The 15,043-nt window shown below is 72.2% G+C and carries 13 protein-coding genes; 6 read left to right on the top strand and 7 right to left on the bottom strand.

The window, feature by feature from the left end:
• Nucleotides 1-120 precede the first annotated feature (120 nt).
• Both ACZ7KX_RS04170 and ACZ7KX_RS04165 read left to right on the top strand, forming a co-directional pair.
• Nucleotides 121-3,288: a putative bifunctional diguanylate cyclase/phosphodiesterase gene (locus ACZ7KX_RS04170; protein ID WP_470325206.1), complete on the top strand. Its 3,168-nt coding sequence runs from the start codon at nt 121-123 to the stop codon at nt 3,286-3,288.
• Between the two features lie 329 nt (nt 3,289-3,617).
• Nucleotides 3,618-3,854, top strand: a complete 237-nt coding sequence (locus tag ACZ7KX_RS04165) for a helix-turn-helix domain-containing protein (protein WP_470325205.1) — start codon at nt 3,618-3,620, stop codon at nt 3,852-3,854.
• A 140-nt stretch (nt 3,855-3,994) separates the two neighbouring features.
• Here ACZ7KX_RS04165 and ACZ7KX_RS04160 read toward each other — a convergent pair whose 3' ends face one another.
• Together ACZ7KX_RS04160 and ACZ7KX_RS04155 are read right to left on the bottom strand one after the other, a co-directional pair.
• On the bottom strand, nt 3,995-4,993 hold the full coding sequence (locus ACZ7KX_RS04160) for a ScbA/BarX family gamma-butyrolactone biosynthesis protein (RefSeq protein WP_470325204.1): 999 nt from the start codon (nt 4,991-4,993) through the stop codon (nt 3,995-3,997).
• Nucleotides 4,994-5,234: 241 nt separating this feature from the next.
• Nucleotides 5,235-7,046 (bottom strand): CocE/NonD family hydrolase C-terminal non-catalytic domain-containing protein, encoded by a 1,812-nt coding sequence (locus ACZ7KX_RS04155; RefSeq protein ID WP_470325203.1) that lies wholly within the window; start codon nt 7,044-7,046, stop codon nt 5,235-5,237.
• Between the two features lie 587 nt (nt 7,047-7,633).
• On the opposite strand from ACZ7KX_RS04155, the gene ACZ7KX_RS04150 reads away from it, so the two are divergent.
• On the top strand, nt 7,634-8,161 hold the full coding sequence (locus ACZ7KX_RS04150) for a peptidylprolyl isomerase (protein WP_470325202.1): 528 nt from the start codon (nt 7,634-7,636) through the stop codon (nt 8,159-8,161).
• Nucleotides 8,162-8,227: 66 nt separating this feature from the next.
• Here the strand turns inward: ACZ7KX_RS04150 and ACZ7KX_RS04145 are convergent, their stop codons facing one another.
• The 3 genes from ACZ7KX_RS04145 to ACZ7KX_RS04135 form a co-directional block, all read right to left on the bottom strand.
• Nucleotides 8,228-8,947: a hypothetical protein gene (locus tag ACZ7KX_RS04145; protein WP_470325201.1), complete on the bottom strand. Its 720-nt coding sequence runs from the start codon at nt 8,945-8,947 to the stop codon at nt 8,228-8,230.
• A gap of 76 nt (nt 8,948-9,023) precedes the next feature.
• Nucleotides 9,024-9,155, bottom strand: a complete 132-nt coding sequence (locus ACZ7KX_RS04140; protein WP_470325200.1) for a hypothetical protein — start codon at nt 9,153-9,155, stop codon at nt 9,024-9,026.
• Nucleotides 9,152-9,766, bottom strand: coding sequence for a hypothetical protein (locus ACZ7KX_RS04135; RefSeq protein WP_470325199.1), 615 nt, complete (start codon nt 9,764-9,766; stop codon nt 9,152-9,154). Before ACZ7KX_RS04135 ends, ACZ7KX_RS04140 begins: the two co-directional genes overlap by 4 nt.
• Nucleotides 9,767-10,452: 686 nt before the next feature.
• On the opposite strand from ACZ7KX_RS04135, the gene ACZ7KX_RS04130 reads away from it, so the two are divergent.
• Nucleotides 10,453-11,412: a phosphatidylinositol-specific phospholipase C gene (locus tag ACZ7KX_RS04130; protein WP_470325198.1), complete on the top strand. Its 960-nt coding sequence runs from the start codon at nt 10,453-10,455 to the stop codon at nt 11,410-11,412.
• Nucleotides 11,413-11,565: 153 nt separating this feature from the next.
• The gene (locus ACZ7KX_RS04125) at nt 11,566-12,870 is read left to right on the top strand and encodes an alpha/beta hydrolase family protein (protein ID WP_470325197.1); all 1,305 of its coding nucleotides are present in this window, start codon (nt 11,566-11,568) and stop codon (nt 12,868-12,870) included.
• A 98-nt stretch (nt 12,871-12,968) separates the two neighbouring features.
• Here ACZ7KX_RS04125 and ACZ7KX_RS04120 read toward each other — a convergent pair whose 3' ends face one another.
• On the bottom strand, nt 12,969-13,286 hold the full coding sequence (locus ACZ7KX_RS04120) for a winged helix-turn-helix transcriptional regulator (RefSeq protein ID WP_470325196.1): 318 nt from the start codon (nt 13,284-13,286) through the stop codon (nt 12,969-12,971).
• Nucleotides 13,287-13,400: 114 nt separating this feature from the next.
• Between ACZ7KX_RS04120 and ACZ7KX_RS04115 the strand changes: the two genes are divergently transcribed.
• Entirely contained in the window at nt 13,401-13,799 is a 399-nt protein-coding gene (locus tag ACZ7KX_RS04115) for a YybH family protein (RefSeq protein ID WP_470325195.1), read from the top strand.
• Nucleotides 13,800-14,085: 286 nt separating this feature from the next.
• Here ACZ7KX_RS04115 and ACZ7KX_RS04110 read toward each other — a convergent pair whose 3' ends face one another.
• On the bottom strand, nt 14,086-14,832 hold the full coding sequence (locus ACZ7KX_RS04110; RefSeq protein ID WP_470325194.1) for a hypothetical protein: 747 nt from the start codon (nt 14,830-14,832) through the stop codon (nt 14,086-14,088).
• Between the last annotated feature and the right edge of the window lie 211 nt (nt 14,833-15,043).

The raw sequence follows: 15,043 nt of genomic DNA, 5'->3' as shown, positions 1-15,043 counted from the left end.
CGGCCCTCGCGCGGAGTCCCCGTCCGGGGACCCCGGTGACACCCGGAGCCCCCGGATCCCGCCCTCGCCCGAACTCCCCCGTCCGACCGGCGGGGTGACGTCGTGGAGGAGGTAGCCTCGTTGACACGCCGGCGACAACGCCTGATGGTCTGTTACCTGCTCTGGATGGTGCTGTTCACCGGCATCTACTACGCCAATCCCAGCCAGCGGATCATCTGGTGGACGGGCATCGGCCTCGGTGGCGTCGCCGCCATCGTGCTCGGCGTCCGCCTCAACCGCCCCGCGCACGCACGCTTCTGGTACGTGCTGGCGCTCGCCAACCTGAGTTTCACCGCGGGCGAGGTGGTGCAGGCCATCCAGCTGGACATCCTGCACCTGGCCAACCCCTTCCCCTCCATCGCGGACGGCTTCTACCTCGCCGAGTACGTGCTGTACGCGATCGGCCTGCTCGGTTTCATCCGATGGCGCACGGCCCGTCAGGACCGCGCCGGGCTGCTGGACGCGCTGATCCTCACGATCGGCCTGGCGCTGCTCTCCTGGATCTACCTGATCGTCCCGTACACCCAGAACCCCGACCTCACGTGGTTCCAACGGGCCGTCTCGATCGCCTACCCCCTCGGCGACGTGGTCGTCCTCGCCCTGCTGCTGCGCCTGCTGACCCCGCGCGGCGGCAGCTCCCGCTCCCTGCAGCTGCTCGCCGTCGGCACCGTCGGCCTGCTCGTCTCCGACGTGCTGTACGGGCTGATCCAGCTGCACGGCACCTGGCGCATCGGCACACCCGTCGAACTCGGCTGGGCCGCCTACTACACCGCGTGGGGCGCGGCCGCGCTGCACCCGTCGATGGTCGAGCTGACCAAGCCCGTCCCCACCCAGGAACCGGACCTGAGCACCGCGCGGCTGGTCCTGCTCACCCTCGCCTCGCTGATCGCCCCGGCGATCCTGATCATCGAGGCGCTGGCCGGGAACACCGACAACGCGGGCGTGATCGGCGCCTTCTCCGCGGTGCTGTACCTGCTCGTGCTGGCCCGCCTCGCGGTCGTGGTCTCCGCCCGCAGACAGGCCATCGCCCGCGAGCGGGCGCTGCGCGAGGCGGGCGGCCGGCTGACCGCCGCCGTCAGCGTGGAGGAGGTCGCGGACGCCGTCCAGTCCGCCGCCTCCGCCCTGATGCCCGCCGAACCGGGGCACGTCGCCCTGCTCGCCGTCGCCGAGGCGGGCGTGCTGCACGTCCGGCACGCCGAGCACGGCACGGCCCGGCACCGGCTGGGCACGGCCTCCGACTCCGACCAGGTGCTGGCCCTCGCCGCCTACCGCGAGAGCCGGCTGCTGCCCGTCGAGTCCGTCGACCTGCCCGCCAGCGAGCTGACCGGGCACCTCGACGGCATGTCGTACGCCCTGATCTGCCCGCTCACCCTCGCCGAGCGCCCCTTCGGCGACCCGCTGATCGGCGCGCTCATCGTCACCGGCACCGAGCAGGAGCTGGCCAGCCTCTGGAGCTCGCTGGAGATCCTCGCCGCGCAGGCCGCCCTCGCCGTCGAGCGGGTCGTGCTGAGCAAGGAGGTCAACCGCCGCAACAGCGAGCTCTACTTCCGCACGCTCGTCCAGAACGCCAGCGACGTCATCCTGATCCTCGACGCCGACGGCGGCGTGCGCTACGCCTCCCCCTCCGCGACGGCCGTGCTCGGCAACTCCGCGCTGGAGGGCGCCCAGCTCACCGATCTCGTCCCGCCCGAGGACAGCCGGGCGGTCGGCAAGGCGCTCTCCCGGATGCGCGACACCCCGTCCCCGTCCGCCGGCGAGCAGCCCCGCGAGCACTGGCGGCTGCTGCGCCAGGACCGCACCCCGATCGAGGCCGAGGTGCGCTTCAACGACCTGCGCGCGGACCCGACCGTCGGCGCCCTGGTGCTCACCCTGCGCGACGTCACCGAGCAGCGGCAGATGGAGCGCGAGCTGACCCACCGGGCGTTCCACGACTCCCTCACCGGCCTCGCCAACCGGGTGCTGTTCCAGGACCGGGTCGGCCACGCGCTGTCGCGCGGCGAACGCAGCGGGTCCGTCACCGGGGTGCTCTTCATCGACCTGGACGACTTCAAGGTGGTCAACGACACCCAGGGGCACGCGGTCGGCGACGAACTGCTGGTCGCGGTCTCGCTGCGGATCTCCACCGCGCTGCGCTCCTCCGACACCGCGGCCCGGCTCGGCGGCGACGAGTTCGCGGTACTGGTGGAGGACGCGCTGGCGCCGGCCGACGTGGACACCATCGCGGCCGGCGTGCTGGAGGTCTTCAACGAGCCGTTCAAGCTCAAGGCCGGCGCGGTCCGGGTCAGCGCCAGCATCGGCGTGGCGACCACCGAGGACAGCGTCGACGCCGCCGAACTCCTCACCCACGCCGACCTCGCGCTCTACTCGGCCAAGGCGGCCGGCCGCCGCCAGTGGTGCCACTACCGGCCGGCCCTGCAGGCGGGGCTGGTGGAACGGCACGAGCTGAACGAGCACCTCGATTCCGCGATCGCGGAATCGGCCTTCCAGCTGTACTACCAGCCGATCGTCGACCTGCGCACCGGCGACCTGGTGGCCTTCGAGGCCCTGGTCCGCTGGCCGCACGACCGGCGCGGCATGGTGCTGCCCGACGAGTTCATCGCCCTCGCCGAGGAGAGCGGCCAGATCGTCCCGCTCGGCGCCTGGGTCCTGGAACGCGCTGCCCAGGAGGCCGCCGCCTGGCACGCCGCGAGCTCCACCTCCCGCACCGCGGGAGGCCGTCCCCCGCTGCGCGTCAACGTCAACGTCTCCGCCCGGCAGTTCCGCGACGCCGGCTTCGTCGACGTCGTCCGCCAGGCCATCGCCACCTCCGGCATCGACCCGCACACCCTCGTCCTGGAGCTCACCGAATCCGTCCTGATGCGCCGCGACGACCGCATCCACGCCGACATGGCCACACTGTCCGGCCTCGGCGTCGGCATCGCCATCGACGACTTCGGCACCGGCTACTCCTCACTCTCCTACCTCCGCGAGTTCCCGATCTCCCTCCTCAAGATCGACAAGTCCTTCATCGACGGCCTCGGCCACTCCCGGCAGCAGTACGCCCTGGTCGAGGGCATCGCCCGGATCGCCGACACCCTCGGCGTCCAGGTCATCGCCGAGGGCATCGAGCACCCCGAACAACGGGACCTGCTCGCCGCCATGGGCTGCCCGCTCGGCCAGGGCTACCTCTTCGCCCACCCCATGGACTCCCCGCACGCCCGCTCCCTCGTGCGCAGCACCGCCCTGCGGGCCGGTGTGACGGGCGCGTGAGTGCCGGCGGCGATCCGCGTGCGGGGCGGGTGCGGGCCGGGTCCGGGTGCGGGTACCGGTGCCTGCCGGCAATAGGCGCGCGGGTGCGCGAGCCCGTCGGCGACAGGTGTGCGTGAGCCCGCCGATGGCCCGCGTGCGTGAGGCCGCCGGTGGTCCGCGCGCGTGGACCCGCCTGCGATGCGCGCGCGTGCTCGCCGGCGACCCGCGCGTGAGCCCGCGGGCGATCCGCAACCAAGCGGCGGTCAAGGAAACTTGACCTCCGCTTGCCCCACGGGCTTTCCGGCCGCGTGCCAGACTGTGCGGCCCCCACTCGCCGACGAGGAGTTTCGGTGGACCACGCGCGCCCCCTGATCGAGGACTTCCCCGCCCACCCCGACGGCGACCCGGCCGCCGCGCTGGCCGACGCCGTCCGCGAGCGCCGCACCGCCCTGGGCCTCTCCGTCCCCGACCTCGCCGAGCGCTCCGGCCTCTCCGAGCGCCAGGTCCGCGCCGTGGAACTCGGCCACGCCATGCCCACCCTGCCGCTGCTGACGGCCCTCTCCGCGGGGCTGAAGCCGACCCCCTGAGCTCACGTCAGGGGGTCGGGCGGATCGGGACGGGGGCCCACTGGCCGACGTGCTGCGCACGTGGTTCGGCGAACCGCGGCCCGGAGCGTGAGGAGGGGCGATGCCGGTCCTCACGCTCGGGGCCGCGCGCTGGCCTCACCCTAGGCGAAACGATTCTGCAGGTCGCCGGCGTCCTGGCCGGTCCGGGTCAGGTGCACCCGGGCGCGGGCGATCTGCTCGTCCTCCTGCATCATGGCGATCTCGAACGCGACGGTGTCGGCCGCGGGCGGGTCGACGACCCGCACCACGCAGTCGGTCGGCAGCTCGAACTCGCCGAAGCGCGTGAACTCCGTCTGCACCCGGGAGAGCAGCAGGCCGCGCGGCGACCACCCGAACAGCTCATGAGCCGCGTACATGGCCGACTGCCGGAACCCCTCGAAGATCACCGCGCCCGGGATGTGGTCCAGCGGGTGGTCGAAGAACGCCGGGTTGTCCTGGTCGACCACGACCTGGGTGCGGACCTCGCGGTCGCCCACCTCCGCCCCGGCGAGCACGACGTTCTGCACGACGGTGCGGCCGACGGTGACCGCGGCGACCCGGCCGCCGGTCCGGTGCGGCCGGGCCGGGGCGAGGTCGAGCGCGGCGCGGCCGCTGCGGCGTATCCGGTCCCAGGCCGCGACCGGCATCCACTGCGCGAAGGTGCGCATCGACGCGGCCTCCCGGCCGTCGACCGACATGACCAGGTCGAGGGTGCTGCCGGTGACGACGCCACCCCGCTGCTTCAGCCCGGCCACCCGGACACGGAGCTCGGCGTGCCCGGGGCGGGCACCGATGACCAGCGCCGCCGGGTCGGTGACCTCCAGCTCCCCGCTGATGAAGACGAACTTGTTGTCGAGCGGCGCACCGAGGAAGGTGTGGTCGACGTAGATCGACGCCTGACGGAAGACCTCGATGAGCAGCATCGAGTCGTACGTGGCGGGCGCGCTGCCGTGGTCGCTGTAGTAGCTGTGGACGCGCGGCAGCTGCGCGGCGACGAGGAACTCCTCGCCGGAGACCTGCACGGAGTCGGTGAGGAAGACCTCACAGATGGCGGCCCGGTGGACCGTGCCGCGCGGGACGGTGTTCGAGTAGGTCAGAGCACGATCAAGGATTACGGACATGGCTGAGCTTCCCCCTAGCACTCCTGCGTGTGCGTACCCCTCCGATCCGAGGTGCGGGCGTGAGCGTACCTCCGTTCCCCGCGAAGCTACTACTGTCACACCGGCCACGCGGGGCGATCACGTGCACGGAGCGCCCGAATGCTCCTTATTACGGGGATTGCCCAGGTCAGCAGCCCGACGGCGGGCACGGCAACGGCCCGCCGCGGGTGCGACGGGCCGTTCGCACGAGGTGCGGCCGGGATCAGCCGAGCGGCAGCTCCAGGACGGCCTCGTCCCCGCGCGGCGAGGAGACGGTGGTCGTGCTGTCCTTCGTGCCGGAGAAGGCGTACAGCTTGTCGCAGCTGTTGACCACCAGGGCGAGGCGGTGGCCGTCCGGCAGGTCGTAGGCGGCGGGCTGGAGCGTCCAGCCGACCGTCCGGTCCTCGGCGGGTGCCAGGTCGGCGGCGGTGTACGGCTCGTGGGTGATGATGCGCGCCGTGCCGTCGGGGGCGACGTCGAAGAGGTACGCCACCAGCGTGGCCGGCCCCCCGGTGTTGCGGACGGTCAGCCGCACCTTCGCGGCGCCCCGGATCCGGCGCGCCACACCACCGGTTCCGGTCAGCGCCTCGGTGGACCACATCAGCAGCCGCGGCCGCTCGAACCCGTCCGGGTCGTAGGACTTGGGGTTGCCGAACCACTCCTTCTGACCGGTCTTCATGATGTCGTCCATCGCGGTGGCGGCCGTCTCGTGACCGGCCGTGAAGTCACGGCTCCAGCCGGAGGACTGCTTGTCGGACAACTCGCCGTCACCGCCGTCGGCGGCCCCGGTGAGGTACCAGGAGTCGGTGCCGGTGGTGACGTCGCCCCAGGACGGGCTCTGCTCGCGACGAGCCGGAACGGTGATCCGGTCGAGCTGGCCGATCACCTTGGTGGTCTCGTAGGTGAACATGACCTGGTTGTTCACGTCCTGCCAGGTCGGCACCTCGTTCGCGGCGTCGAGCAGGTAGTGGTCCAGCCAGGCGTTGGCCTCCTGCATCGGATCCTTCAGCCCGGGGAACGGCACGCCGCCGATCAGGCCGGCCAGGCCCGGGCCCTCGGGGGCGCCGTGGTCACCGATCCACATGTTCAGGTGCTTGGGCACGGTGAGCTTCTCGAACGTCCGGATCGTCTGACCGGCCGGGAACAGGCTCTCGTGCCAGGTGTTCGAGATGAACGTCGGGATGCCCCGCGCGTTGGTGATGTCGACGTACGACTCCGGGGCGCGCTCCGTGCCCCAGGCGACGACGGCGTCGAGGTTCACCCCGTCCTCGAAGTCCTTGAGGATCTTCCGGGACTCCGTGTCGAACTTCTCCTCCAACGTGCCACCGGTGAAGGCGATCAGCGCGGCCACGGCCGCGGTGTGGCGGGTCCCGTTGTCGTACAGCGCAGTGGCCAGGTTGCCCCAGGTGCTCAGCGCGACCACGACGTCGACGCGGTCGGCGTCGTCGTGCGCGGCGACCAGCTGGCTGATCCCCGAACCGTACGACTCGCCGAGGAAGCCGATCCTGCTCGGCGCGAAGTACGGCTGCGCGTAGTCGAGCACCTTCGAGCCGTCGAGCCAGTCCTTGGGCCCGGCGACGTCGATGTGCCCCTCCGAGGTGGAGATCCACCCCGGGAGGCCGATGCCGCGCGGGGTGTAGGCCAGGACGTGGTAGCCGCGCGCCGCCAGCGAGAGGTAGGCGTACATGAACGGCAGCCAGCCGTACGGGTTCCAGCCCGCGGGCACGACCACGAGCGGACGCGGTTCGTCCCCGTTCAGCTTGATGGTGAACGCCGACAGCTGTGTCCCGCGCTCGCCGTCGATGCGCAGGACGTCGAAGGTGGCGCGACCACGGACCCTCGACGCCAAGTCCGCCAGCTCGGACGGAAGTGCGGCCCCCGCCTCGCCCCGGACGGCCGCGAGCAGGGCCTGCGCCACGGCGAGCACCGCCGGGCTCGGGTTGAGACCGGCGCCCGCCCAGATGCCGTTGGTGGCGATGTCGTTGAGTGTCGCGTCAGTGACCGAAGCGCTGGAGTCGCCGCCGGCAGAGGTCATACGAACCACCCTTGTCATGAGGTAGGAACACGCCCTGTCGGGCGCCGTCCTGCATCCTGGTCACAAGGCGCGGGAGAGGGACTGATGACACATCAGATACAATCCGTACGAGTGAACTTGAGCCCACTGCTCCCGGATTCTCATGTCGGCACGGGGAAAACGACATGAGCTCCGCTCATGCGTGGGGATGCACGATCGAGGACGACAGCGCGCTGTAGCCGGTCATCTTGGCCAGGTCCCGCTGCGTGAGGCCCGCCAACGCCCGGTCCGGACGCGGCCTCACCCTCATCGACGGCCCCTGCGACCGCTGGGGCACCATCCCGCGCCACCCCGGCTCCAAGACCCTCTGGGCCGAACTCGACCTCGCTGCCGACCTCGCCGCCGCCTCCGACACCCCCGATGCCGCCGACGCCCCGCACGCCCACACCCAGCGCGTGGAGGGACGAGGAGCGGGAAGTCGGCCGGGCCGAGTTCCCACTCCCTCTGCCGCGTCACTCATGCGGGTGAGATGCCGTGTTGCCGCCCCGGATTGGTTCGTCCCGGCCGGAAGACTGACCGCGCCAGTAGGACGCACCGAAGGACTTGCCATGGCAGAAGAGCTGTACGCGACGCTGAAGACCGACCAGGGCGACATCGTGATCCGGCTGCTGCCGAACCACGCCCCGAAGACCGTCAAGAACTTCGTGGAACTCGCCACCGGCGAACGGCAGTGGATCGACCCGAACACCGGCCAGCCGAGCAACGCGAAGCTGTACGACGGCACGGTCTTCCACCGGGTCATCGAGGGCTTCATGATCCAGGGCGGTGACCCGCTGGGCAACGGCACCGGCGGGCCCGGGTACAAGTTCGCCGACGAGTTCCACCCGGACCTGGCGTTCACCAAGCCCTACCTGCTGGCCATGGCCAACGCCGGGCCCGGCACCAACGGCTCCCAGTTCTTCATCACCGTCGGGCCGACGGCCTGGCTCACCGGCAAGCACACCATCTTCGGCGAGGTCGCCGACGAGGCGAGCCAGCGGGTCGTCGACGCCATCGCCACGACGGAGACCGACCCCCGCAACGACCGGCCGGTCAAGGACGTCGTCATCGAGTCGGTTCTCATCGAGACCCGCTGACCCGCACGGGCCCGCCCGCCCCTCGGAGTGGGAAGTCGGTCCCGCCGACTTCCCACTCCCGCCCCGCTACGGCTGGTCAGGGGCCGGCCGAGCGAGCGCCAGCCCGGTCCACCGTTCCCGCTCCGCCGCGTGGCTGCCGGTCGCCGTCGCCCGCGCGACCTCGGCGGCCCCGTCGGCCCCGTCGCCAGCCGGCTCACCGGCACGGAACAGCAGCGCCAGCGGCCAGACCGGCGCACCCGAGGCCTCCCCGTCGAAGGCGTGCCAGTCCCACGCCCCGTCGAAGCGCCAGGCCCGCCCGTCCCGGTCGACGACCTCGTCACCCGGTTCGAGGAACGCGTACGGGCGGAAGAGCAGTTCGATGCCGATCGGCTCACCCCCGGCCGGATCGAACGCGTAGCCCTGGTCCTCCAAGCCGGGTTCGTACACCTCACCCTGTCGCAGCACCTCGACGTAGCACGCGGGCCGCGGCAGCAGGCCGGTGACCAGCGGCGGATCGTAGTGCTCCACCGACTGGACGTGCACCACGGTCGGGGGCATCCCCACCCGGCACGTGTCACCCGGCCTGAGCTCCGTCTCCGCCGGCTCCGTCCGGAAGACCTCCCACTCCCGGGCGGCGGGCAGCGGCATCGCACGGTCGCCGTTCCAGCAGATGCCCTCGGCCTGCGGGTCCGCCGCCAGCCACGGGCACCGCACCGAGACGTGGCAGCGGGAGACCGCGGTGACCGTCGTCTCGGTGAAGTCGCACGCCAGCCGCAGCACGTCACCCGGTCGGTAGTCATTGATCACGGGCGGCATTCTGCCCGCCCCCACCGACAGCGGCCGCCGGCGGTTGCCAGCCGTCACTGCACCCACCAGGGCTCCCCTAGTGCTCGGTGCCGTGGTAGATCCGCTCGATGACCGCGGCCGCGATCTTCGGGTCCCGGCCGACTCCGCTGACGACGATCACGTACGTGTCGTCGAACCAGACGCACCGCGACGGGTCACTCTCGCTCACCCCGCGGGAGGAGGCGGAGCAGTACATCTTCCCCGGCAGCGACGTCGGCACCTCACCGCCCGAGCTTCTCGTCGAGTCGCCGTCGACTCGGCGAACGTCCGCCGGAAGGTCCCTGTCGAGTCGGCGATGACGACCTCCCACCGTGCCGTGTGATCGTCGCCCGCCAGCACCAGGTAAGTGAAGTCGTTGGGGATGCTCCCGTACGCGGCCGTCCGGGGGCTCTCCATGCCGTCCCTGGTGAGCGAGGCCCGGTACTTCTCCCAGTCGCCGTCGGAACTCGCCCTGCGCTGCTCGCCCTCCACGGAGGCAGGCAGCCGCGGCGCGGACCCGAGGCTCTTGGACCCGCCGAGGAAGTGGATGCCGACGGCGATCAGGGCCGCCACCACGACCAGGACGGCGATCAGGAGTCCCGTGTTGCCGTTCCTGTTGACGACCTTGTCGTGGATGTCCCCGCCGACGAGCACATTGTTCGCCCCCAGCGCCGTCTGCCCGCCGGCACCGCCGACGACGGCGCTCGCCCCGACCGTGACCGTCGTCGGCGCCGCTGGCGGCGGCGCCTCGGCCGGCTGAGCGGCCCGCTCCGCGCGGCGCTCCTCCAACGACTCCGCCAACGCGGGATGTCAGCAGCTCGCCCACGGCCTCCGCCAGCCCCTGCTGCGCACCGTCGTCCTGCGGCGCCGAGCCGGCCAGCTCGGCCGCCCGGGCCCAGCGCGGCAGCTGCCCGAGCCCGGCCTGCACCCAGCCGAGGCCGTCCTCACCGAAGGGCGTCCCCGCTGCACCGCCCGCACCGGCCACGCCGGTCGCCGCCTGCAGCAGCGCTGCGACGACCGCCGCGACCAGGTCACCACCGTCCCCCGAGCTCATCCTCAACCCCCAGGATCCGAGCAGCGATTCGCCGTCCAATGTGACAGCAGTTCGTCAGGCCGGGCAGGGGAGGCGCGAATGGAGACTGAACCGCAACCACCCCGATCCGCCACACCGACCGGCCGGCCCCGGGGCCGAGCGCCCGGGCGGTCGGCCCCGGACCCGGGCGCGACGCGGGACGTCAGTGCTCCATGCCGCGGTGGACCCGCTCGATGACGGCAACCGCGAGCGTCAGCCCCAACCCCCGCTGACAGCAGTCGACTTGCCGCCCAGCGTGACAGCAGTTCGTCAGACGGCGATCCGGGTAGGACAGACGGAACCAAGACCGAACCGCACCGCTCCCCGGACGGTGAACCCGCCAACGCCGGGGCCGCGTTCGGACTGAAGGCACAGTGCACCTCCCAGCCGACCGGAACGCCGAAGGAGCCACCTCATGGGCATCGCACGTCGTGATCTTCTCAAGTGGGGCGCGGGAGCCGGCGGAGCAGCCGTCCTGGGCAGCGGGCTCGCCCTGCCGCCGTCCACCGCCCGGGCCGCCGTACGGACCACCCCGCGCGGGCTGCCGACGGACAGCTGGATGGGCCGCCTGAACGGGAACCTCTCCCTCCTCGACCTCACCATCCCCGGCACCCACGACTCGTGCTGCGAGAACCCGGCCTACGGCACGGAGTGGTCGCACACCCAGAACTGGGGCATCCCACAGCAGTTGGAAGAAGGCGTCCGCTTCCTCGACATCCGCTGCAACGGCCTGCAGGGCGCGCCCGACGAGCTGGGGATCTACCACTCCGACGCCTACCAGCACCTCCGGTTGCAGGACGTGCTCGACCGCTGCCGCTCCTTCCTCCAGGCACACCCCGGCGAGACCATCGTGATGCGCCTGCGCAACGAGCGGGCGGGCGGACAGGCCCTCGGCGACGACGAGTTCATGCGACGGGTCAATCACTACTTCGATGCGCTGGGCTACCGGAGCCTGTTCCACTTCTACGGCTGGCCGACGCTCGACGCCGCCCGCGGCAAGGTCGTCCTGCTCGCGGACTTCGCCAATCCCTGGGGCCTGATCAACTGGTCCAGCGGCCAGAACGAGTACTTCGACGCCCAGGACGCCTGGCAGATCGGCGGCCTCGACCCGCTGGGCACGAAGGGCCGGTACATCGTCGCCCAGTTCGACAAGGCCTTCGGCAACCCGAGCTACCCGAGGATGTTCGTCAACTTCCTCAGCTACGCCGGCGGTTACTGGCCCAAGACCAGCTCGCAGAGCATCATGGACCGCTCCGTCTGCCCGTACCTGAACGCCCGCACCCAGCAGCGCGCCCGCTTCGGCATCGTGCCGATGGACTTCCCGGACTTCCACGTCAACGTGCTGCAGATGCTGATCGACAAGAACGTCGTCTAGCGGCCCGGCTCCCTCCTCCTCGCTCCCGACCGGGCCACCGCCGCGCGGTGCACATCGGCCCCGAGGCGTAAACCCGTGGGCCAGTTCCGGGTGACGGTAGATCAGTCGGCAGGCCAATGCCGCCCACCCGCCCCGCGTGACAGCGTTCGGGGCATGGACTCCACGCCGCTCGCAAGCCCCGCCGGACCCACCGGAAGCTCCACCGGCCCCGCCGGCGGCCTCGCCGGAAGCCCTGCCGGAAGCCCCGCCGGACCGACCCGCCGTCGCGTCCTGGGCGCTGCGCTGGCCATGGGCGCCGCCGCGCCGATCGGCCTCGCCGGCACCGCCTGGGGCGCCCCGGGACGATCCGCGGGCGCCACCGGCACGGGCTCCGCCGCCCCCGCACGGCTCACGCTGCCGGCGCCCACCGGGCCCTGCCCGGTGGGCACGGTGCCGCTCCATCTGCGCGACACCGCCCGCCCGGACCCGATCGCCGGGCCGGGCCGCTTCCGCGAGCTGATGGCCACCGTCTGGTACCCGGCCCGGGGAGCGGACGCCGACGCGTACCCGATCGCCCCCTGGATGACCGCGGGCGCCCTGAAGGCCTTCCTCGACGACGTCGGCTTCCCGCTCGACCCCTCCCTCGCCCCGCTCACGTCCGGCCACCAGGGCGCGCCCGTCCACCGGACCGGCCACCGGCTGCCCGTCGTCGTCTTCTCGCACGGCGCGGGCAGCCACCGCGCCGACCACACCGTCGTCTGCCAGGAGCTCGCCAGCCACGGCTACGCCGTCGTCACCGTCGACCACACGCACGACGGGTTCACCGAGTTCCCCGACGGCACCGTCCTCACGCCGGACGACCGCGTCGCGGCATACCCCAGGGACTACGCCGCCGACCTGCGCTTCCTGCTCGACTGCGTCGACGACCTCGCCGCCGGCCGCAACCCCGACGTCGACCGCCGCACCCTGCCGGCCGGCTTGCTCGGCGGCCTCGACCCCAACACCGTCGGCGCGTTCGGCTGGTCGAAGGGCGGCACCGCCACCGCCCTCGCCATGGCCGCCGACCGGCGCATCCGCGCCGGGCTCGCCCTCGACGGGCCGATGATCTCCAACCCGCCCCCGAGCGCCGACCTCGACCGGCCCTTCATGCTGATGACCGCCGTCTGGGCCCGGGCCGGCAACCCCGCCGCCGAGACGTTCTGGGGCCACCTGCGCGGCTGGCGCCTCGACGTCCAGGCCACCGGCGCCGTCCACGGCTCGTACGGCGACAACATGACGCTGATCCCTCAGGCGGGAAAGCTCCTCGGCATGACCGAGGAGCAGATCCAGTCCCAGGTCGGCACCCTCGACCCCGACCGCGGCATCCGCATCCAGCAGGCCTACCCCCTCGCCTTCTTCGACCTCCACCTGCGCCACCGCGGCCGCCACCTGCTCGACGGGCCGTCGAAGGCCTTCCCGGAGGTCGTCTTCCACCCGTAGGGCCCGGCACGGCGGCGGGGGCCGCCGCTGTGCGCGACGGACTGCGCGGGAGGGAGGGGAGGGACAGCACGGTCGTAGCAGGGGACCGGCCGCCCCGCTCACCTGCGTGCGTCCACCAACCGCGCACCCGTGCGGTACAGCTCGACCAGCAGCGGGCGGAGCGCCCGCCCGGCGGGCGTCAACCGGTACGAGGTCCGCACCGGGAAGCCCGCCAACCGCTCGCGGACCACCAACTCCCGCTCGGCCAGGGTTTGCAGGCGCTCGGCGAGCACCTTCGAGCTGATCTCCGGAAGCCGCGCCCGCAGCTCCCCGTACGAGGCGGGGCCGTGCATCAGCTCCCGCAGCACCAGCGTCGTCCACCGGCCCGCCACCGCGGCCAGCGCCACCTCTACCGGGCAGTCCGTCTCGGGCCGCACGGTACGACCGCGCTCGTCCGGCACCAACTCCCCGTCCCAGTCGCGGCCTTCGACCCGTCCGTCATCGTCACTTCCCGTTTGGTGACCTACGGCGCACCCGTCTTCACTGCTCACATGACTCATCCCACCAGCCTCCCCGCGAGCACCGACCCGGCACAACAGCCGGCCGTCTTCGCCGCCGCCTTCAACTCCGGTGACCCTGCCCGCCTCGCACAGGTCTACGAACCCGGCGCCGTCTTCGTCCCGTCCCCCGGGAGCGCGACCACCGGAGCCGAACTCCACCGCGCCAGCGCGGAGTTCCTCGCCCTCGGGCTGCCGATCACCGTCCGCCCCCGGCACACCTACGTGGCCGACGACATCGCCCTGCTCATCGTCGACTGGGAGATCACCGGCACCACCCCGGACGGCATCGCCGTCCACCTCACCGGCACCGCCACCGACGTCGCCCGGCGTGACGCCTCCGGCCACTGGCGCTACGTGATCGACAACCCGTTCGGCACGGCGGGGCCCTGAGTGCGGGATCAGTCGGCCCGCTCCGTCGGGTTGACCGTGCAGAAGTGGACCAGGCCGGCCCGCCGGTCGAAGGAGAAACCGCCCTGGTAGTGGTCCCCGGTGACCGACCGGTCGAACACCTCGCTGTGCAGCCAGTCCCCGGGCTCGCCCAGCTCGGCCGCGAGCGCCGACGGGACGCGGCAGCCGATGCGCTCCTCCTTCAGGGGCCGGTCGACGTGACGGCCTCCGCGACCCAGGTGCTGGCCCTGGCCCTGGCCTTGCCCTTGGCTCCGGTTCTGACCTTGATTCAGATTCGCATGTCCTGGGTGGCGGAGGCGGTCGCGGTGGCGACGGCGGTGGGCGGGGTGGTGCTGCCGGCAGTGGTGCCGAGCGTGCGCTCGACCTTGGAGACGGCGGTGCGGTACTGCATCGAGGCCGTCTGCGAGTCAGCTCCGTCACGCTGGAAGTAACCGAAGGCCATGGCGACCGTGCCGAAGCGCTCGATGCCGACGAAGGCGTTGAGTTGGACACCGGCCAGGGTGCCGTCGAGGCGGACCGCCGGGGCGTCCTGCCGGTCGCCGAGCGTGACCGGGGTGACGGTGAAGGTCACGGTGTCCTCGGTGCCGGCGTTGAAGGTGATGGTGTGACAGCTCCGGAGGGCGTCGGCCGCCGAGTTGAAGTCCGAGGTGAGCTGGTCGGACGCCTCTGCGGCCAGGGCCTCGGTGACCATCGGGTTGCCGTCCGGGCCGTCGAGTTCGGTCTCGGCGCGCGAGTTCGCGAGGCCTGGCTGGGTGGCGTGCATGTTGATCAGGGCGCTGAGCGCGTCACAGCCGCTGACCGGGCTCGGGTTCTCACCCGGACTGGGGCTCTCGGTGGCGGGCACCTCGGTGAAGTCGGGACCGAGGTCGGCCGCGGTGAGCAGGGCCGACTTCAGCTGATCGGCGGAGGGCAGGTCCTGGGCGGGCGCGGCCGACGCCAGCTGCGTCGGGCCGAGTGCGACCGCCGCGACGACGGCTGCGGCGATGACGGCGTGGAGCGGCCTGGGAAGAGACATGCGGGCCCCCGGTCGAGAGTTCGGGCAGGGACAGGCAACCAGTGTCCCACCGGGGGCCGGGAGCGGCGCGCGGGGAGGGCATCGCCGCAGGTCAGGATGGGCGCGAGCGCGGGAACGGCGCTGCGCCGGCCTCGGCCGGGGGCGGTCAGGGCGCTGTCCGGGCGCCGTCCGGGTACGGTCCGGGACCGGCTCGGGTACGGTTCTGGCTTGC

The sequence above is a fragment of the Kitasatospora sp. NPDC038210 genome (assembly GCF_055600605.1).
The sequence above is the reverse complement of the archived record's forward strand: the minus strand, read 5'-3'. Positions and strand labels throughout refer to the sequence as shown.

Bases quoted from the DNA above. Each gene is read 5' to 3' on its own strand.
- ACZ7KX_RS04160 (WP_470325204.1), bottom strand. From the start codon at position 4,993: ATGTCCGTAATCCTTGATCGTGCTCTGACCTACTCGAACACCGTCCCG.
- ACZ7KX_RS04155 (WP_470325203.1), bottom strand. From the start codon at position 7,046: ATGACCTCTGCCGGCGGCGACTCCAGCGCTTCGGTCACTGACGCGACA.
- ACZ7KX_RS04150 (WP_470325202.1), top strand. From the start codon at position 7,634: ATGGCAGAAGAGCTGTACGCGACGCTGAAGACCGACCAGGGCGACATC.
- ACZ7KX_RS04130 (WP_470325198.1), top strand. From the start codon at position 10,453: ATGGGCATCGCACGTCGTGATCTTCTCAAGTGGGGCGCGGGAGCCGGC.
- ACZ7KX_RS04125 (WP_470325197.1), top strand. From the start codon at position 11,566: ATGGACTCCACGCCGCTCGCAAGCCCCGCCGGACCCACCGGAAGCTCC.
- ACZ7KX_RS04115 (WP_470325195.1), top strand. From the start codon at position 13,401: ATGACTCATCCCACCAGCCTCCCCGCGAGCACCGACCCGGCACAACAG.
- ACZ7KX_RS04110 (WP_470325194.1), bottom strand. From the start codon at position 14,832: ATGTCTCTTCCCAGGCCGCTCCACGCCGTCATCGCCGCAGCCGTCGTC.